General features: G+C 46.6%; 18 protein-coding genes and 1 pseudogene. 1 reads left to right on the top strand and 18 read right to left on the bottom strand.

All coding sequences use genetic code 11. The features are described from left to right. Window positions 1-38 precede the first annotated feature (38 nt). The 15 genes from JHD44_RS05845 to JHD44_RS05775 all read right to left on the bottom strand — a co-directional run bounded on the left by JHD44_RS05845 (window position 39) and on the right by JHD44_RS05775 (window position 16150). Window positions 39-3503, bottom strand: coding sequence for an ATP-binding protein (locus tag JHD44_RS05845; RefSeq protein WP_199461834.1), 3465 nt, complete (start codon window positions 3501-3503; stop codon window positions 39-41). A gap of 97 nt (window positions 3504-3600) precedes the next feature. Continuing rightward, complete coding sequence (locus tag JHD44_RS05840; protein ID WP_199461833.1) at window positions 3601-4185, bottom strand: HupE/UreJ family protein; 585 nt, start codon at window positions 4183-4185, stop codon at window positions 3601-3603. A 41-nt stretch (window positions 4186-4226) separates the two neighbouring features. Continuing rightward, window positions 4227-4874, bottom strand: a complete 648-nt coding sequence (gene ureG / locus JHD44_RS05835; protein WP_199461832.1) for an urease accessory protein UreG — start codon at window positions 4872-4874, stop codon at window positions 4227-4229. Between the two features lie 83 nt (window positions 4875-4957). Continuing rightward, a complete protein-coding gene (locus JHD44_RS05830; RefSeq protein WP_199461831.1) occupies window positions 4958-5635 on the bottom strand; it encodes an urease accessory protein UreF in 678 nt (225 codons plus the stop codon). Then, the gene (gene ureE, locus JHD44_RS05825; protein WP_199461830.1) at window positions 5616-6059 is read right to left on the bottom strand and encodes an urease accessory protein UreE; all 444 of its coding nucleotides are present in this window, start codon (window positions 6057-6059) and stop codon (window positions 5616-5618) included. Before ureE ends, JHD44_RS05830 begins: the two co-directional genes overlap by 20 nt. Window positions 6060-6089: 30 nt before the next feature. Then, the gene (ureC, locus tag JHD44_RS05820) at window positions 6090-7796 is read right to left on the bottom strand and encodes an urease subunit alpha (protein ID WP_199461829.1); all 1707 of its coding nucleotides are present in this window, start codon (window positions 7794-7796) and stop codon (window positions 6090-6092) included. Further along, on the bottom strand, window positions 7796-8116 hold the full coding sequence (locus JHD44_RS05815; protein WP_199461828.1) for an urease subunit beta: 321 nt from the start codon (window positions 8114-8116) through the stop codon (window positions 7796-7798). Before JHD44_RS05815 ends, ureC begins: the two co-directional genes overlap by 1 nt. A 14-nt stretch (window positions 8117-8130) precedes the next feature. Next, window positions 8131-8433, bottom strand: coding sequence for an urease subunit gamma (locus JHD44_RS05810; protein WP_055463059.1), 303 nt, complete (start codon window positions 8431-8433; stop codon window positions 8131-8133). Window positions 8434-8491: 58 nt separating this feature from the next. After that, window positions 8492-9373, bottom strand: a complete 882-nt coding sequence (locus tag JHD44_RS05805; protein WP_199461827.1) for an urease accessory protein UreD — start codon at window positions 9371-9373, stop codon at window positions 8492-8494. Window positions 9374-9399: 26 nt separating this feature from the next. Continuing rightward, window positions 9400-10089 (bottom strand): urea ABC transporter ATP-binding subunit UrtE, encoded by a 690-nt coding sequence (gene urtE / locus JHD44_RS05800; RefSeq protein WP_133561251.1) that lies wholly within the window; start codon window positions 10087-10089, stop codon window positions 9400-9402. 2 nt (window positions 10090-10091) lie between these two features. Then, complete coding sequence (urtD, locus tag JHD44_RS05795) at window positions 10092-10949, bottom strand: urea ABC transporter ATP-binding protein UrtD (RefSeq protein ID WP_199461826.1); 858 nt, start codon at window positions 10947-10949, stop codon at window positions 10092-10094. After that, the gene (gene urtC, locus JHD44_RS05790) at window positions 10946-12079 is read right to left on the bottom strand and encodes an urea ABC transporter permease subunit UrtC (RefSeq protein WP_199461825.1); all 1134 of its coding nucleotides are present in this window, start codon (window positions 12077-12079) and stop codon (window positions 10946-10948) included. Before urtC ends, urtD begins: the two co-directional genes overlap by 4 nt. Then, window positions 12076-13635 (bottom strand): urea ABC transporter permease subunit UrtB, encoded by a 1560-nt coding sequence (urtB, locus tag JHD44_RS05785; RefSeq protein WP_199462050.1) that lies wholly within the window; start codon window positions 13633-13635, stop codon window positions 12076-12078. Before urtB ends, urtC begins: the two co-directional genes overlap by 4 nt. A gap of 123 nt (window positions 13636-13758) precedes the next feature. Continuing rightward, window positions 13759-15045 carry an urea ABC transporter substrate-binding protein gene (gene urtA / locus JHD44_RS05780; RefSeq protein ID WP_199461824.1) on the bottom strand — a complete coding sequence of 429 codons (1287 nt, stop codon included), beginning with the start codon at window positions 15043-15045 and terminating at the stop codon, window positions 13759-13761. A 244-nt stretch (window positions 15046-15289) separates the two neighbouring features. After that, on the bottom strand, window positions 15290-16150 hold the full coding sequence (locus JHD44_RS05775; protein ID WP_199461823.1) for a DMT family transporter: 861 nt from the start codon (window positions 16148-16150) through the stop codon (window positions 15290-15292). A gap of 130 nt (window positions 16151-16280) precedes the next feature. On the opposite strand from JHD44_RS05775, the gene JHD44_RS05770 reads away from it, so the two are divergent. Continuing rightward, complete coding sequence (locus JHD44_RS05770) at window positions 16281-17669, top strand: PLP-dependent aminotransferase family protein (RefSeq protein WP_199461822.1); 1389 nt, start codon at window positions 16281-16283, stop codon at window positions 17667-17669. Window positions 17670-17950: 281 nt separating this feature from the next. On the opposite strand, the pseudogene JHD44_RS05765 reads toward JHD44_RS05770, so the two are convergent. The 3 genes and pseudogenes from JHD44_RS05765 to JHD44_RS05755 form a co-directional block, all read right to left on the bottom strand. Continuing rightward, window positions 17951-18260, bottom strand: a pseudogene (locus JHD44_RS05765) (IS66 family transposase); the annotation flags it as partial. Window positions 18261-18320: 60 nt separating this feature from the next. Further along, window positions 18321-19187 (bottom strand): hypothetical protein, encoded by an 867-nt coding sequence (locus JHD44_RS05760; RefSeq protein WP_199461821.1) that lies wholly within the window; start codon window positions 19185-19187, stop codon window positions 18321-18323. A gap of 30 nt (window positions 19188-19217) precedes the next feature. Further along, window positions 19218-20225 (bottom strand): tetratricopeptide repeat protein, encoded by a 1008-nt coding sequence (locus JHD44_RS05755; RefSeq protein WP_199461820.1) that lies wholly within the window; start codon window positions 20223-20225, stop codon window positions 19218-19220. Window positions 20226-20307: the final 82 nt, after the last annotated feature.

The following is a 20307-nucleotide window of genomic DNA, read 5'->3' as shown; positions in this document are numbered from 1 at the left end:
ACCGAGTGCTTCACACCGAGTGCTTCACACCGAGTGCTTCACACCGAGTGCTGTTGTAAGTAAGTTGCAATGCCATCAAATTGGAAGCTTTTATAGAGCGCTTCCAACTGTGCTAAATGTTGCGGATCAACAATCCCCTTGTCAGGAAGCTGATCCAAAACGCCACGTACTCCCTTTTTATACCCCATTTCCGCAAATGCCGTTAGTTCCCTGATCACTTCATGATCGGGTATGGGGACAGGTAACGCATCCGCCGCCGCACGTTTAGGAGTTTGCTTAATCATATCCTCTAAAGCAGACAGAGAGACGGAGTCTTCTGCTGAAACGGTTTCTTGATACACCCATTCGATCTTCAGCCACTGTTGAATCGCATCCAATAAAGCGGTGTTTTTAATGGGCTTGACCAAATATTGATTAAACGCATTTTGCTCGTCGGGCCGTCTTTGGTTCTCCTGCGCATCCGCTGACAGCATGACAATCGGCACAGCATAACCTTGCTCTCGCAGTACTTTAGCAAGGCTTAAGCCGTCCATACCTGGCATCGAAACGTCTAGTACAAACAAATCTGGCGAACAAGAATCCAACTCATCCAGACACAGCTTTGCATCGGCCGCTTCAACAACGTTAAAGCCAATAGGCGTTAAAATATCGGCGAGCAAGCCTCGTACCACTGGATCATCATCTACTACCATAATGGTTCTTTGGTAACCACGATAGCTGACAATTTTTTTAGACGCTTGTGCGGGTTCTTGCCCTTGTGACACCCATGGCAGCATCAAGCTTACTTTGAATTCACTGCCTTCCCCGACCACCGATTTGGCTTGCAAGTCACCGCCCATGATTTCCGTCAGCAGCTTAACGATCGTCAGACCTAAGCCCGTCCCCGGTAGGTTGGCCGTCGCCACATCACGCACCCGCTCAAACGGGTCAAAGATACGCTGTAAATGCTCCTGCTTGATCCCAAGTCCGGTGTCACGAATCACGAACTCAGCCACCTGATTACGATAATTCACTTCAAAGACCACGCTGCCTTTCGGCGTGTATTTCACCGCATTGGACAGTAAGTTAATCAGTATTTGTCGTAATCGCTTTTCATCTGTGACCACTTGGTTAGGCAGCGGCGCTAAGATTTTCGACTGGAAAGCAATACCTTTGCCCTGCGCCTGCATGGCAAACATACTGTTTAGTTGGTCAATCAGCTTCGGTAAATCCACGGTGTTTCGATATAAGTCAAAACGCCCCGCTTCGATCTTAGAAATATCCAGTAGCCCTTCAATTAGGTCGGCTAAATACAAGCCGCTACGATGAATAATGTCCAAGCCATTTTGATGCCCTGATGGAGTATTCTCTTTTTCGGAGAGTAATTGAGCATAGCCAATGATCGACTGTAGAGGGGTGCGCAGTTCATGGCTAATTCCGCTTAGATAACGGCTTTTGGCTTCATTTGCCTGCTCGGCTTGTTCTTTCGCACTCTGTAATGCCAAATCCGTTTCTTTGTGAGCTTCCACTTCTTGGGTCAATTTACGGGTTTGACGGTTCGATTCTTTTTGCGCCACAACGCGGCTTTCATGGGCCAACAAAAACAACCACGACAACACGCCAGAGACAATCAGTAAAGTGAAGAACAACGCATACATGGCTTGCTCTAGCAACGCTGCTTCGCTCTCTGTTTGCGGTGCCATTTGCCGATAAATCAGCATCATCAACGCCGCGTTAATAATGTTGATCACCACCAACATGGAGGCAAAACGCCCGAGGCGAGAGCTGATCGCACGCACCAGTCGTTTTGGTAAAAACAGTTTAAGGAAGTAGTCACTTTGTTGAGAAATGCTGGCCTGTGGCTTACAACTGTCCAAACAACGCACATCAAGAGAACAGCACAGGGAACAAATCGGCTGTTGGTAAGCGGAGCAGAAACTCATGTCTTCGCTTTCAAACTCATTTTCACAGATACCGCACTTTAACGTGACCACAGAGTGTCCGTGAGGGTGAGAAATTGGATTGGCTTGCTTCGCTGTTTCTATCAGCGGGATTAATTCAGGACTTTGACGTGCAATGTAATACTTCCCTTTGGTCATCATCGCAATCAGCGGAACACAAATGAAACATGCTGCGATAGCAATAAAATGTGACAGGCTTTTCGCTACCTCACCAAATAAACCTAAATAGCACAACAAACCAAGCATGGTAGCGATCAACATCGACCCAGTGCCTACTGGGTTAATGTCGTACAAATGCGCACGCTTAAATTCTACATAGTTAGGGCTCAGGCCTAGCGGCTTATTAATCAATAAGTCCGCCGACAAGCTCGACAACCAACTCACGGCACTGATAGCAAATACGCTTAAAATCGCGCCTAACGCTTGGTAAATACCTAGCTCCATTAACAAGAGCGCAATGGTGACATTAAAGATTAACCAGACGACACGTCCTGGGTGTGAATGTGTTAATCGTGAAAAGAAATTCGACCACGCGATGGAGCCAGCATAGGCATTGGTCAAATTAATCTTCATCTGACAAATGAACACGAACACCGCCGCTAAAATTAACGCCGTCGTAGGCGAGGTGGTTAAGAACAGAAAGATGCGCTGATAGAGATAAGTCGGATCGGTTGCCTGTAGAACCGTAGCGCCATCCGAAATGGCCAAGTAAGCCAGAAACGATCCCAGCAGCATTTTGATCGCACCAATGAACACCCACCCAGGCCCCGCCAACACCAGCCAAAACCACCAGCGTTTACGATTGGCTTTGGTTTTCTTCGGAAAGAAACGTAAATAGTCGACCTGCTCGCCGATTTGCGCCATCAGTGCAAACAATACCGAGGCCGCCGCACCAAACAGCAGCCAATCAAACCCTGTATCTTGGGGTAAGTGCCCAGGCACATAATCTGTCCAGCCAGAGAAGTTCTGATATTCCTGCGTCACTACTACGCCAATGGCTGCGACTTGTAAAACTAGCCAAATCCATTGGGTACCATTTTGAAAACGACTGATCGCCCTAATACCATGGGTCACAATGGGAATCACAAATAACGCAGATAAGGCATAGCCAATGGGTAAGGGAATCCCAAGCAATACCTCTAAAGCAGAGGCTAAAATGGCCGCTTCGATAGCAAAGAAAATAAAGGTGAAAGTGGCATAAATCAGCGAAGTAATCGTCGAGCCAAGATAGCCAAAGCCAGCCCCACGAGTCAGTAGATCAATATCCAAGCCATGCTTGGCTGAATAATAAGCAATAGGGAAACCCGTGATAAAGAAAACCGCAAGCACCGTCAGGATAGCGGTCACAGCATTGGTGAAGCCGTACGTTAGGGTAATGACCGCCGCTAAACCTTCTAACGCCAGAAATGCTGCAGCGCCCAAGGCAGTATGACCAACGCGGTCAATACTCATGGTATGACCTTGCTTTGCCGTGTAGCGCAACGCGTAATCTTCCATGGTTTGGTCAGCGACCCACTTGTTGTAGTGGCGCCTTACTTTGAAGATTTTCTGAGCAGCAGCCATCTCACTTCACTCCATCGTAAAACGCCAAGAACGGACAAGTTCTTGGCGTTTATTTTGGGTGTCGAACTACATTACAACACCCCTATCTACTGATAGATTATGCGATTGCCAATACCATACCCAATACAGCAATCACTGAGCCACTAATACGAGTCACAAGCGGCGTTCCCAGACGAGCCATCAGTTGACCAAAGCCAACACCCACCAAATGAAGAGCAGTTGTCGCAACGGCAAAACCAAGAGCGTACTGAGCTGCTGCACCGTTCGCAGGCATTTCCATACCATGCGCCACACCGTGGAAAACTGCAAAGCCACCGGCAATGGCTGCACAGGCTGCCACAGGTAGACGTTTCGCACCCAATACCAATGCACCTAATACCATCACAGATAACAAGATACCTTGCTCCACAAATGGCACTTCTAAGCCTGCCATTGCAGCACCGCCACCTAATAACATCATGGCAACAAATGCCATCGGCACAGCCCAAAGAGCACGACCACCCATGCTAGCGGCCCAAAGGCCTACCGCAACCATCGCCAACAGGTGGTCTAAACCGCCCATTGGATGAAGGAAACCAGACATAAAACTAGACGTGTGCTCGTGTCCTGTGTGCGCCATCGCGATTGTTGATCCGACTGTTAGCGCTGCGACCGTCGCTGCTTTACTCATTGATATACGCATTAAATTTCTCCTAATGTTGCGTTAGCCGTAGGGATTCTACCTTAAACCACAGCTTTTGCAGGTGGGATTTGTTTCGCTTCAAGCATGCCTTCTGAGACAATGAACTGAATGATGTCATCCAAACCTTGCGCGGCCTTTAAATTCGAGAACACAAATGGTCGTTCTCCGCGTTGCGCTTTGGCATCTTGATCCATCACCTCCAGTGATGCACCGACCAATGGCGCAAGGTCGATCTTGTTAATGATCAGCAAGTCTGACTTGGTAATGCCTGGGCCACCTTTGCGTGGAATCTTATCCCCCGCCGACACATCGATTACGTAGATAGTCAGATCAGACAGCTCCGGACTAAACGTGGCACTCAAATTATCACCGCCAGACTCTACAAACACTACATCCAGCTCGCCGTGACGATCCAACAACTGATCAATCGCCGCCAAGTTCATCGATGCGTCTTCACGAATCGCCGTATGTGGACAGCCACCAGTTTCCACACCAATGATGCGATCGGCTTCTAACGCTTCATGACGCGTTAAGAACTTTGCATCTTCTTGGGTATAAATATCATTTGTTACCACAGCGATGTTGTAGTGTTCACGCATCGCAGAACATAAAGAGCGCAATAATGCTGTCTTGCCCGAACCGACTGGGCCACCTACACCGACTCGTAGGGTTTGCTTTGGTTTACTCATGTTTCGCTCCTATTGCGATATCACTTTGACAGTTTCAAATGGATGTTAACCAGATCAATTAGCTATAGAGTTAGGGGAAGCCTCTAAGACCGGAACAACCTCGAATATTGGGTTTCATGTAAACAGCTGGCGATGGCTACCGCTGGTAGGCCCGCACCAATGTCGTCTTCGTCGATGGTTTTCGACAAGGCAATCGCTTCCGATAAAGTCGGTTGTAACTCCCCGAGTAATAACTGTGCTTGGGTCTGCCCTAATGGCACCAGCTTGGTTGCCGCGGCGATTTGGTTTTCCAGCCAAGACCATGAAAAACCCAATGCTGCACTATCAAACTCCACTTGCCAGTGCGTCGCGGCAATCGCAAACAGCACGACAAAGCTAATGTCTTCCAAGCGTACAAACGGTGTTTCAATCTGCAAACTACGCAACAAACGCGCCAAGGCTTCCCCCATAGCGGTATCGTTTAGGCGTAACTCTTTGGTCTCACGACAGGCTAAAATCAAATCGTTCAATTCTACGATGCGCGCTTCATCACGTTGCGCCCAAGCTACCATAGCCAAGCGCAACACAGGTAAATCGACCCGTGCTAGCGACTGCAATAACTGCAGCTGAGTCCAATCCGCAACCTGCGCCTGCTTGGTCACCCAACCTTTATCGATGGCGTATTCCATGCCCTGAGAAAAGGCATAACCACCCACGGGCAAGCTGACACTACTGAGCTGCAATAAGCGCAGCAGACCGTGATCAGTGGTGGTGATGACCATGACTGTATGCTCCAGATTCTGGATTGAAAATGCCTTGCTCATGGGTAACGACTAATCCCAACAAATGCAGCATTTCTTCCAACACGTGATCCGGCTTGATACGCAACCAACGCTCTCCGACTTCCACTTTGGTGTGACGGTTACCTAAGTGGTAACAAGCTTTAGCAAAGGTCGTCCAATCCTCGCAGCTGGCATGGGCGATGTCTTCGACCGCGCCAACAATTTGAATGGTCTTGCCGCATTCAGAGCGCAAGTATTCGCCCACTAACAGAGGCTTACCGCGGTCTAAAAACACACGGATCTCTTCACCGTTTTCGCCCACCAGTTTTAGACGGCCACGTTCACGTTGCTCATGGGTCAAAATCACGGTGGTGTACACCTCATCGTGGCAATGTGTGCCGAGGCGAGTATAAATATCTAACATAGGGCTACCCCAATTTTTCGCGCTAAGCGATTAAAACAAGTTATACAGTTGCGCCAATGGCAAGCTTTCCGCTGGCTCACAGGTCAGTAGTTCACCATCCGCACGCACTTCATAAGTCTGTGGGTCGACGGTGATATTCGGCATCCACGCATTATGAATCATGTCGGTTTTACGAATGTTGCGGGTGTTTTTACAGGCCACCAAAGTACGATCTAAGCCAAGCGATTCTTTAATGCCGTTGTTCAATGCCGCTTCTGAAACAAAGGTCACAGAGGTCGCCGCGGGGGCTTTACCGAACGAGCCAAACATAGGACGGTAATGCACGGGTTGTGGCGTTGGGATAGAGGCATTCGGATCGCCCATGGGTGCACTGGCGATCATGCCACCTTTAATAATCATTGAAGGTTTCACCGCAAAAAACGCAGGCTTCCACAACACTAGATCCGCCAATTTACCCGGCTCAATTGAGCCGACTTCGTGGCTGATACCGTGCGCGATCGCTGGGTTAATGGTGTATTTGGCAACATAACGTTTGGCTCGAAAGTTATCCGCCCCCACTTCTGTGTCTTCTGGCAACAAACCAAACTGTTGCTTCATCTTGTGCGCCGTTTGCCACGTACGAGTAACCACTTCCCCCACTCGGCCCATGGCTTGCGAGTCTGAAGAGATCATTGAGAACGCTCCGCGATCGTGGAAGATGTCTTCCGCCGCAATGGTTTCTTTACGAATACGCGAGTCTGCAAAGGCCACGTCCTCAGGGATGTTGCTGTCTAGGTGGTGACACACCATCAACATATCCAAATGCTCATCCACCGTGTTGTGCGTGTACGGACGTGTTGGATTGGTGGAAGACGGTAAAACGTTCGCTAAGCCTGCCGCACGAATGATGTCCGGTGCGTGACCACCGCCTGCACCTTCCGTATGGTAGGTGTGAATGACACGATCTTTGAAGGCATCAATGGTACTGTCGACAAAGCCTGACTCGTTCAAGGTATCGGTATGGATGGCGACTTGAACGTCGTATTTTTCGGCAACGGATAAACAGCAATCAATCGATGCTGGAGTCGTCCCCCAGTCTTCGTGCAGCTTTAGACCACAAGCGCCCGCTTCTAACTGTTCTTCCAAGGCTTCAGGCAAACTCGCGTTCCCTTTACCTAAGAAACCTAAGTTCATCGGCATGCTATCGGTCGCTTGTAACATCTTGCCCAAATACCAAGGACCAGAGGTACAAGTCGTTGCATTGGTGCCCGTCGCGGGACCCGTGCCGCCACCGATCATTGTGGTCACACCAGAGGTCAGAGCTTCTTCGATTTGCTGTGGGCAGATGAAGTGAATGTGAGCATCAATACCACCCGCCGTTAGAATAGAGCCTTCACCGGCAATGACTTCAGTACCTGGGCCCACGACGATATCGACATTGTCTTGGACGTCTGGATTACCCGCTTTACCGACTTTAAAAATACGGCCATTCTTGATGCCGACATCGCCTTTGACGATGCCCCAATGATCCAACACAAGCGCATTGGTGATCACTAAATCTACCGCCACGTCATTGGTTAATTGGCTTTGTCCCATGCCGTCACGAATGACTTTACCACCACCAAATTTCACTTCGTCGCCGTAGGTGGTGAAATCTTTCTCTACCTGAATCCAAAGATCGGTGTCACCCAAACGCACGCGGTCGCCGGTCGTTGGGCCGAACATCTGTGCGTAACTTTGTCTATCCATTGTCGCCATTATTCTGCCCCCTCTACCAAGCTGCCCATCACTTCACCACGGAAGCCATAAATCGTTTTCGTGCCCGCGTATTCGACTAATTCCACTTCACGCCCTTGGCCCGGCTCAAAACGCACCGCGGTTCCCGAGGCAATGTTCAAGCGGTAACCTTTAGCTTGTTCGCGATCAAATACCAGAGCAGGGTTCACTTCATAAAAATGGTAATGGGAGCCAATTTGTACTGGACGATCACCGGTATTTTCAACACGTAATGTCCGTGTCTTACGGCCTTCGTTTAACTCGATCACTCCATCAGCGACCTGAATTTCACCTGGAATCATGTTGCCTCCGTGAGTTAGTTAATCGGGTTATGCACAGTGACCAATTTCGTGCCGTCTGGGAACGTCGCTTCCACCTGTACTTCGTGGATCAAGTCCGCGACACCGTCCATCACTTGTTCAGCACTCAATAAAGTCTTACCGAATGCCATCAGCTCGGCCACGGTTTTACCATCGCGTGCACCTTCAATAATTTCCATGGTGATGTAGGCCATGGCTTCGGGGTAGTTCAACTTCAGGCCACGATTTAAACGTCGTTCAGCCAACAAGGCTGCAGTGAACACCAGCAGCTTGTCCTTTTCTCTTGGTAGTAATTCCATCGTTCAACCCTTTATTCGTTATCATTTTGCTTCGCGCATAGCGGTAGCAGCCTTTGGTTTAGGTTGCCCAAATTCTCGGCGCACACGCAGTTTTATCGATCAAAACTGGGCGTAGCACTTCCCAGCATTGCGTAAACAATCGCTTCATTTTCTCGCTGTCATGACTCAAACTACGCAGCACAATAAATTCATCCACTTGAGTCACGCCTGACAAGCCATCGTTGTCTTGGCAAAGACTTCTCAGGGTATCCAGCACGCTCTCTTCCACGTTCAAAAACGGTCCGGCGAGCAATAAGCCGTTCACTGGATTGCCTTGCAAACCCGCTTTGCCTGCCATCAGGCCACGACTGTGTTCGTCGACCAATAAGCGTTCGCGTAAGCGTAAACGCCCATCGACACGAATCTGAAAGCTTTGATCGGCTTGCCCTGTTCCAAAATCCAATCGGTTAGCCGGTAAGCCAAAGCAGGTGATCTCCCAACCTATGAAGCGCGCGCTACCGTGCAACTCAATCTGGTTACGTAGTCGTGTGTTGGCATCAGGGTAAAGAATGGTTTCTTGTGGCAGCCATTCCATGATGGCGTCTTTCGGTACATGCAAACGAGTCGTTTGACGTTGTAAGGCTCGGTCTGGTCGCGCTTTGTATACGCGCCCTGCCCCTGGAGTCGTAATCAGCACATGGGTGTCAGGGACTTGGTTGGATTCAATCACTAGCTCATCACCCGACACCAAACCGCCAGGGGGGTGCAATAAGTACACGTGAGCCGTGTCTTTACCTTCTGGATAAAAGGGCTTTTGCACATACAAAGGCCCCTTGTGATCGCACGTTTTTAATACGGTGCCACGAGCACTCTTTGTGAACCCGAGTGTTAAATACGCCTGCCACTGACTGGCAGGTGAAACGGTTTCTATTGAGGGCAACGCATCTTTTACAACACTCATGCAACTCCTTAGCTTGCTTTCGAGGTCTATACTGCGAGGTATTGCTTAATCAGATCGTCATTCAAGTTTTCCATCTTGTCAGCGGCAACAATGCGTCCTTTTTCCATCAGACGAAACTCTTTGCCGACACGACGGGCGAACCCCAATTTCTGTTCGATTAAGATCACGGTGAGACCTTCCTCCTCGTTGAGCTTAAGAATCACATCGCCAATCTGCTTCACAATATTTGGCTGGATGCCTTCATTTGGCTCATCCAAGATCAGCACCTTTGGCTCAAGCACTAAAGCGCGACCAATCGCCAATTGCTGCTGTTGACCACCTGATAAATCACCACCGCGACGATGCAGCATTTCTTTGAGCACCGGAAACAACTCAAAAATCTTTTCTGGGATCTCTTTGCTTTTACGCACTGGTAGACCAATACGCAAGTTTTCTTCGACCGTTAGCATCGGAAAAATATCGCGCCCTTGGGGCACATAGCCAATCCCTTCGTAAGCTCGACGTTCAGCACTAAGCTTATGAAGCGCTTGGTTATTCATGGTGATTTCACCGCTTTTAATCGGTAACAATCCCATGATGGCTTTCATCAGCGTGGTTTTGCCCACACCATTGCGCCCCATAATGCAGGTGATTGAGCCAGGCTCGATGTCTAAGTCCAAATCCCAGAGTATTTGCGTGCCACCATAGAGTTGGCTCACTTTGTTCATTGAAATCATGCTTAGGCCTCCGCCGCTTCTTCACCGAGGTAAACCTCGATCACATCTTTGTTACTTTGAATCTGATCCATTGTGCCTTCTGCCAGCACAGATCCTTGGTGAAGCACCGTTACCGTGCGTGCAATGCTGCGCACAAACTCCATATCGTGCTCCACTACAATCACCGTTCGCTCTCCCGCTAACGACGTCAGCAGCTCTGCAGTACGCTCAGTCTCTTGTGCAGTCATCCCGGCAACTGGTTCATCAATCAACAGTAAACGCGGATCCGATACCAACAACATGCCAATTTCGAGCCATTGTTTCTGACCGTGAGACAAAGCCCCCGCCTTCATAAAACGCTGTTGCTTCAAACCGATGATGGTGAGCACTTCATCAATACGATCAATTTCAGAAGGGGATAAGTTGGCAAACAATGTCGGCAACACACGCTTGTCGGTTTTCAAGGACAGCTCTAAGTTGTCAAACACGGTTTGCTCTTCAAACACCGTCGGCTTTTGGAATTTACGCCCAATGCCAAGTTGCGCAATGTCGGCCTCGTCTTTGGTCAGTAGGTTGTGGGTCTGCCCAAAATACACTGACCCTGCGTCGGGTTTGGATTTACCCGTAATCACGTCCATCAATGTGGTTTTACCCGCACCATTGGCACCAATTAAGCAACGCAACTCCCCATCGTTGACATACAGATTCAGATTATTAAGCGCTTTAAAACCATCAAAGCTGAGGTTTAAACCTTCCACGTACAGAATCATTTGATTCGATACATCGACCTTAGCCGCTTGTTCCGGGGCTAAGAATGGCCAAACTTGATCCCGACGAAAGGTCTCTCGTAGCCCTTGGATCGAGTTATCGAATGCACTCATGATGTCACCTCCTGAGATGAAGCGGGCTGACGTTTCGATTTCAGCTGACCGTATAGACCAATCAATCCTTTTGGTAAGAATAAGGTAACTAGGACAAATAGAGCGCCCAGTGCAAATAGCCAACCGTCCGGCATGATGGCGGTAAAGCGGGTCTTCGCGTAGTTCACCAGTAGAGCTCCGATAATGGCGCCAATCAAGGTGCCACGGCCACCAACCGCCACCCAAATCACCACTTCAATGGAATTGATAGGAGAGAATTCACCCGGGTTAATGATGCCCACTTGTGGCACGTACAAAGCCCCTGCAACACCCGCGATAACAGCTGAATAGACAAACAACCATACCTTGTAGCGCTCAGTTCTGTAGCCAATAAAGCGGGTTCTTGCTTCCGCATCGCGCACCGCCAAAGTGACTTTACCTAGTCTAGAAGACAAGATTCGTTGGCTGAGCATCAACACGACCGCTAATAAGACTGCAGTGATGATAAACAGCGACACACGCGTGCTGTCGGCCTGCAAATCAAAGCCTAAGATCTCTTTAAAATCGGTCAGACCGTTGTTACCGCCGAAGCCCATTTCGTTGCGGAAGAAGGCCAGCAACAGAGCGTAGGTCAACGCTTGCGTCATGATGGATAGGTATACCCCCGTCACACGAGAACGGAACGCCAACCACCCAAAGACAAAGGCCAATAACCCCGGAACCAGTACTGCCATGATCATGGCAAACCAAAATTGATCCATACCATGCCAGAACCAAGGCAACTCCTGCCAATCTAGAAACACCATAAAATCAGGCAGGATCGGATGCCCGTACACACCACGATCACCGATCTGACGCATGAGGTACATGCCCATGGCATAGCCGCCCAGCGCAAAGAATGCGCCGTGGCCTAAGCTCAAAATACCGCAGTATCCCCAGATAATATCCACCGCCAACGCCAGCATGGCATAGCACAAATATTTGCCTAACAAGGTAATACTGTAAGTACTCACATACAGTGCAGAGTCTTGCGGTAATAACAAGTTAGCGGCTGAGGCCAAAACCGTGACCGCTAAAAGAAGGATGACAAACGGCAGCGTGTACTTGCCTGATGAGCGACCTTCGGAAAACCAGTTGATCAGCTTGCTCATTCTGCTGCTCTCCCTTTTTGTGGGAACAATCCTTTAGGACGTTTCTGAATAAATAAGATGATGAAGACCAATACCAAGATCGCAGCCAACACTGCGCCCGTGGTCGGTTCTAGGAATTTGTTCGCGATACCCAAAGTAAACGCCGCGACTAACGTACCCAATAAGTTACCCACGCCACCGAAGACCACCACCATGAACGAATCAATGATGTAGGCTTGGCCAAGGTTTGGCCCAACATTGGTTAATTGAGACAAAGCCACCCCAGCGATACCCGCAATGCCTGAGCCCAAACCAAAGGTCATCGCATCGACCCACTCGGTTTTTACACCCATGGCCTTAGCCATGCTGCGGTTTTGCGACACAGCGCGAACATTTAGACCCAATGAGCTTTTCTTCAAGATGAACACCAGTGCCAAGAACACCAGCAAGGCAAACGCTAAGATATATAGACGATTTAACGTCAGAGACAGCACTGGGTTAATTTCCCAAGAGCCACTCATCCAGCTCGGCGTCGATACCTGACGATTAAGCGGAGAGAAAATCGTACGCACCAGCTGTTGTAAAATCAGGCTGATACCAAAAGTCGCTAACAAGGTTTCCAATGGACGACCATGCAGACGACAAATAACTAGACGTTCAATCAAGACGCCCATCAAGCCAGACACTAAGAAAGCTGCAGGAATCGCTACCCAAATGGAGTAGTCGATGTAGTTCGGCATAATCAGCTGCACAACGTAAGTGGTGTACGCACCCAACATGATCATTTCACCGTGCGCCATATTGATCACGCCCATCACACCAAAGGTGATCGCCAAACCAATCGATGCTAACAGTAAGACCGAACCAAGGCTCAAACCAAAGAACAACTGGTCCACCAATGCGTAGCGTTCTACCTGTCGGTTAATATCCACCAACGCTTTATCAGCTGCCGCAGCAACGACTTCATTCTTATCGCGAGATAATTTTAACAAGGCGTTTCTAACGTCGTTTTCTAAACTTCCACCCAAAAACTCAATCGCCGCCACGCGAGACGTTTGACTGCTACTTTTGTCCATCGCAGTGTAAATAGACAATGCCGTTTGCATCATCTCTTTCACATCGTTGTTTGACTCTTTGGGGTATAAAACTTCTAGTGTTGCAAACGTGTCCTCATCAATGTCTGACAACAGCTCACGCACCGCCCCTTCGCGCACATCAGCATTGTTTGAGGTTAACTGGATACGCGCAATCACACCGCGCAATAGGCCACGCAACTTATTGTTTACTTTGATTTTCTTGACGTCTTTGCTGGAAAGACCCGACAGCTGCTCTTGGCTAAATGGGTCAACATAGACCTCTTTACCTTGCACATCGGTTTCCACCACAATGGCTTTGCTGTCTTTAACATAATGCAGGTCACCCGCGAGCCAAGCACGAAATACTGGCAACAGAGATTCATCCCCTTGCGCTTCGAGTTGCTCAACCATATCGGGTAATTTGGAAAGCTTAGTGGTTGTTAATTGTTCAAGTAGAACATCCGTCGTCGCCGCATGTACTGGCATCCAACTGGCAAACATTAACAAACAAAATGAGATGAAATATTTCACGAAGATACTCCAGGATTGGAAAATATGGGGCGTTAGAAAAGACCCTCAGAAAATGCTCTGAGGGTCAAGTTTTAACCCTGGGAGGCAGTCAGATTAGTAGTTCTGACCAGAACACGTTTTCGTTTCCGTGTTGTAGTTGCCACACTTCACTGGATCCGTCCAATCGGCAATCAGGTCTTTAGAACCTGGTAGGAAGTCAGACCACGCGTCGCCTGGTACAACACCTTCTGTTTCCCATACTGTCTCAAACTGACCGTCGTCTTGGATTTCACCAATCAATACCGGCTTGCTCAAGTGGTGGTTTTTGTTCATCACAGCCACACCGCCCGTTAGGTTAGGTGTTTCTTGACCGATCATTGCTTGCTCAACCGCATCCACGTCCGTCGTACCCGCTTCCGATACCGCGTTAGCCCACATGTTGAAACCGATGTAAGTCGCTTCCATTGGGTCGTTCGTTACACGATCTGGGTTCTTAGTGAAGGCTTTCCATTGAGTGATGAACTCTTCGTTTTCTTCCGTCTCAACGCTCTGGAAGTAGTTCCAAGCCGCTAAGTGACCTACTAGAGGCGCGGTATCTAGACCAGAAAGCTCTTCTTCACCCACAGAGAAGGCTACCACTGGGATATCTTCAGAAGAGATGCCTTGGTTACCTAGTTCTTTGTAGAAAGGTACGTTTGCGTCACCGTTGATGGTCGACACGACCGCTGTTTTCTTACCTTCAGAACCGAATTTAGCGATATCTGCTACGATCGACTGCCAGTCAGAGTGACCGAAAGGCGTGTAGTTGATCATGATGTCTTCTTCTGCGACACCCATGTCTTTTAGGTAAGCTTCAAGAATTTTGTTAGTGGTACGTGGATAAACGTAGTCCGTACCCGCTAGCACCCAACGCTCAACACCTAGCTCGTCTTTTAGATAGTTAACCGCTGGAATCGCTTGTTGGTTCGGCGCAGCCCCAGTGTAAAACACGTTTTTAGACGACTCTTCACCTTCGTACTGAACTGGGTAGAACATCAAGCCGTTAAGTTCTTCGATAACCGGTAGAACCGATTTACGAGAAACCGATGTCCAGCAACCGAAAATCACGTCTACGTCTTTTTCAGTAATCAACTCACGCGCTTTTTCTGCAAACAAAGGCCAGTTTGACGCAGGGTCAACCACCACTGCTTCCAGTTTCTTACCTAGCAAACCACCTTTCTTGTTTTGCTCTTCTACCATCATTAGAACTGTGTCTTTTAATGTGGTTTCAGAAATCGCCATCGTACCCGACAAAGAGTGCAGCACACCTACTTTGATCGTGTCATCAGCAGCCATCGAAGGAAAAGCGATAAGCGTTGCACCGGAGAGCGCAATCGCAGAAGCAAGCGTTTTAAGTTTCATGATTGGAGTCGTCCTTTGTGATAATGATTTTGGGCTGATATGCAGACCTAATTTGAAACCTGCGACGCTGCATATCAGTACAACCAGTATTCAAAAATCACATCCAAAACGGTATGCGCGAAACACCCTAGGCGTATACGTCATTTGACGTAGTGATTCTTAAAGTGCGTTCTATATCTAGCTCCCACCTGAGGGCATTTCGACAATGATGTGTCAAAGTTCAGGGACTTTTTAAAAGATACAATCAAGCAAAACGCTTTGCGCCCGCCACACACAACACTGCGACTAAGGTGATCCACAGCATGGTCAGACTGATGCTTTCTTGCAGTAACCATGCAGCCAGCACGAATCCAATAAATGGTTGAATCAATTGCAGCTGGCTGACCGCTGCAATGCCTCCTAATGCCAAGCCTCGATACCAAAAGACAAAACCAAACAGCATGCTGAACAAGGACACATAGCCTAAGCCTAGCCACGCTGACGTGGAAACCGTTGCGAAAGAGCTTGGCCAAAGAATCAACGTCAATGGCAACATCACAGGGAGAGAAACCACCAATGACCAACAAATCACCTGCCATCCACCTAGCACTCGTGATAAACGTGCACCTTCAGCATAGCCCATACCGCACGCCACAATCGCCGCCAGCATCAGTCCATCGCCCACCAAAGAGGCTTCGCCTGATCCTAGTGTTGCATAGCCTGCCACTAGCACCGCACCCGCTAAAGAAAACAACCAAAAAGGCCAGCTTGGACGTTCGCCGCCCCTTAACACTGCAAACAATGCCGTGCAGATTGGTAGCAAGCCAACAAATACCACACAATGTGCCGAGGTGACGTACAACAGCGCGAAGCCTGTTAATAATGGAAACCCCACTACCACGCCCAAAGCACTCAATAGTAGCGTCGAAATTTGAGAGGCATTGGGACGAGGTTGTTTTAGTAAATACAAACATGACAACGCTAGGATCCCTGCAATCGATGCGCGAGCAACGGTTAAAAATGTTGGATCAAAGCCCTGTAAGGCAATACGAGTAGCGGGCAATGAGCCTGCAAATGTCGTCACCCCAACAAAACCACTGAGCCAACCTTGAGTTGTTTTCTTCATAATGTTCTCCCTTTATCAATCATCTTATAAAACAGAAAAAAGGCTCTTAAAAGGAGACACAAACCGATACAATTTTAAAAAACTGTTATGGTCATCTTGGCAATACAGTGAACTCACGAGGAGACGTTATATGGCCCGTACAGGCACCTTAATCGAAGCGGTAATGACAGATATTGAATCAAAAATCGCGTCGCGGGCTTACTTGCCCAATACACGTTTACCGTCAGTCCGCGCCCAAGCCAAAGCCATGCAAGTGTCTGTCTCTACCGTCGTTGAAGCTTATGATCGACTCGTTGCAGAAGGCTCTATTGTTTCGCGTCCAGGAGCAGGCTTTTATACCTCAGGCCACATTGCGCCATTAGACTTAAACCAAATTGGCCCCAAAGTCGCCCGTGAAATTGATCCGTTATGGGTGTCGAAAGAATCCTTGGAAGCGGCTCCAGATTCTTTAATGCCTGGCTGTGGCTGGTTGCCTTCTGAATGGCTTTATCAAACGGGGATTAAGCGCGCTTTACGGCATCTCGCTAGAAGCAACTCACCAAATTTAACAGAATACGCCTCCCCTAAGGGCTCTTTGGCCTTTCGGCAATTTCTACAGCGTCGCTTGTTAGGGCTAAATATCGAAGCCTCCTCGGAGCAAATTATGCTGACCGAGTCAGGCACGCATGCCATTGATCTGATTGGTCGCTTCCTCCTGTCACCAGGTGATACCGTCCTCGTAGACGATCCTTGTTACTTTAACTTTCATGCCCTGCTAAAAGCCCACCGAGTGAACATTGTTGGCATCCCTTATACCCCCAATGGTCCTGATATCGAGTGCTTTGAACGAGCGTTAGCGGAGTATCAACCAAGGCTTTATCTCACCAATTCTGGTGTGCATAACCCGACTGGCGCACACTTAAGTCATAGCGTTGCCCATCGTTTACTGACATTGGCGAAAGCTTCCGAGTTGGTCATCGTAGAGGACGATATTTTTGCCGATTTAGAAACCACCCGCGCGCCACGATTAGCGGCCTTAGACGGCTTAGATCAGGTGATTGAAATTGGTAGCTTTTCAAAAACAGTCTCCGCTTCTGTTCGTTGTGGCTACATCGCAGCGAAACGAGATTGGATCGAACAGTTAGTGGATTTAAAAATTGCCACCACCTTTAGCGGCAATCGCCTCGACAGTGAAATTGTACTGCAGACGCTCACCGACAGTGGCTATCGTAAACATATGGAGAAGCTTCACGGATGGCTCGCTAAGCAGCGTATCAGTGTTTCAAAACAACTAATAAGCTTGGGAATAGAGCCTTGGATTCAACCAAAAGACGGTATGTTCCTATGGTGTCGTTTATCCACAGGAACGAATGCTACACAATTGGCTCAAGACTGTTTAAGCAAAGGGGTCGTGCTGGCGCCAGGCAATGTGTTTAGCCAATCGCAAAGTGCTCATGACTACCTACGTTTCAATGTCGCCCAATGCACGGATCCAAAGATTTTTGACGTGCTAAAGATTGCCTTACGACAACAAATTTAAAATTCTTTATATTAAAAACACTTAAATTACGTGAATAAAGTCAACCTCCCCAATTAGATCCAAAAACAATATAAAAGTAAGCATCCGGCAAACCACTCTTTGAGTCTATTTTTTGGTCTATAACACTTCTGGGGCACTTAAAAGGTGCAAACAGGATGTGATCTCTTTAATGTTCGTTTGAGGCAGAGAGCTATGGGTAGCTTAAGCTCCCAGGATGGGAGCTCTGCCTTTCTTCAGGATGATCATGAAGCTGCACGGATGCAGCGGAGAACATTTTTCTTCTAAGACGTTAACGTCACATTCCAAGGCAGCAAGTCATTGATGCCTTCGCCTGTTTTGCGTTTTGGTAGTTCTTCAAACAATGTCACCAAGTAGTCGTAAGCGATTAAGCCATTGGCTTTAGCGGTTTCGATCATACTTTAGAGCATCGTGCTGGCTTTGGCACCGTTTTCCGTATTGGCGAAGAAGCCAGTTCTTTCGTCCAATCACGAACGGCTTAATGGCCCGCTCAGCACGGTTGTTGTCGATGCTAAGATGTGGGTCGTCAACATAGCGCACAAGCTTATCCCATTGGTTGAGACAGTAATTTAGCGTAACCAGATTAAGTCACATCTTATCCAATTCACCATGAACGACGCTCTTTTTAAAAAATCAATCGTTAAACGATTTTTTTGCTGCCTCAATAACACCCAAAGAAAAACCTTTATCAAAAACAACTTTTGGTTCTATTTTATCACTTTCAACATAGTAGCCATTCTCTTTTTTTATGTAATATGAGTAGTAGGTATATTCAGCTGGAACATAAAAACTATATTTAACTTTCGATACATTCTTATAAGGATATATTTTAAAGTTAAACTTCACACCATATGGGGAAATTACAAAATAGCCTGTTTTCTCTGAATCATCTTTACTATTTGTACTAAAATATGAGGAAGAATAGAGTCTCTGTATATTGGCAAAAGCTGTAGCATCATCATTATCTACAACAAAATCACCAGATATTTTCTTTTCCCCTTTCTTTGTGAACGATATATTTTTAAGATCATTCAGAATATCATAAGTCAAACTGTGAATTTCACTAAATCTAAAGGCTTTAATATCAGAACCTTCTTTCATAAATCCAAAGCCAAGACCTTTAATATAGTTTCTATCCCCCCCACTATATAACTTAAAAGAATTTTCCTTATCTCCTCTATTATATTCCCAGTTCAAACGCATCAAATATGTAGCTGAGTTTCCTTCGTCATTTGAGGAAGATTCATAAAAATTCCAAATATTATAACTAGTACTAAAAAAAACATCATCGCTATCCAAATGATCATTATATTTCACTCGATCATTTATAGAATAAATAAACTCATCATAAGGCATTTCAGAAGACATTCTTATCTCATAATAAAAATTGTCTTCTAAAATATATTTATCTTCATAATCTGCAGATATTTCTGGTTCATTGGATGCGCATGCAGATAAAAATGTAATAAAAAAACACAAAAATACAAATCTATTTATCATATCATCACCAAACTATCTATAATTAAAAATCTAATTCCTATTAACTTTATAAACTCCTTTTCTTAACCAATCCTCTGATTCGTTAAGATACTTAATAGCATCATCTTTATGATCGGAGTCTACCTGAAGATAACTTTTAAATTGACTTGAAGCAGTCTCATAATTTCCAAGCAACAGATTACAATACGCAATATTATATTTAACAGTAGCATTATTAGGGAATTTTTCATGTAAAGCCTCGTAGGCTTTTTTAGCATATGATACACCTTTATCTGTCGCCATATCATATATAGAAGACATTTTATTTTGCACTTCCTTTGGAAGAGAATCATCTTTTTCAATTAGATCTTTCGGTCTTTCAACTTCCTTAGGAATATATTTTTTAGCTATCTCGGCTCCAGCCTTTATTTCAACCATCTGCTTTAGTTCTGAAGAATTTTTCTTGCTAGACATCGAGTCTTCGCATGACTTTTCTTCCGTTTGAAAACTAAAGTCATCCTTATCAATTACTCTCATTTTATGGTCGTTTATATTATACGATCCATTTATGGATGCTACTAACTTATAACATGACACTGTATATTGATAAGCTTCGCTTGAGTCACAAGATTTCACAAGTTTATCACCTGGACACTTAAACCTATTTTCTCTAAAATCTTCCCTATTAATAATTGAATCATTGATTTTTAGATCAAAAACAGCAGTTTTAGGTTTTACATTTTCACCTTGAGAGTAAAATGAAACATCCTTAAAGTATTTATCGCTTTCAATTTCTGAAGATGATAATTCTTCATAGATAGATCTCATTACTCTATTTCGAGATCCAATATTACTTTTAAGGATAACACTTTCATATCCTGAAAGTGTGCTTTTCGGCGGTGGCTCAAATGCAATCACATTATCTGTAAATAGCATAGTTACTTGATTCGTTAGACCTGACAAAGCATCTTTGAAATCAGAAAAACTGGCGCCCTCAAAAGTAGAGCATCCTTGAATTATAAAAGATGACAAACCTAAAAATATAATTTTATTTTTCATATCAAAACCAATTGCGTTTAATGTCCAAAATTGGAGTTACTTAATAATACTTCTTACGGCATACTTTAAAGATCTTAAACCT

It is taken from the genome of Marinomonas ostreistagni (assembly GCF_016461785.1).
GTDB lineage: Bacteria > Pseudomonadota > Gammaproteobacteria > Pseudomonadales > Marinomonadaceae > Marinomonas > Marinomonas ostreistagni_A.
The sequence above is the reverse complement of the archived record's forward strand: the minus strand, read 5'-3'. Positions and strand labels throughout refer to the sequence as shown.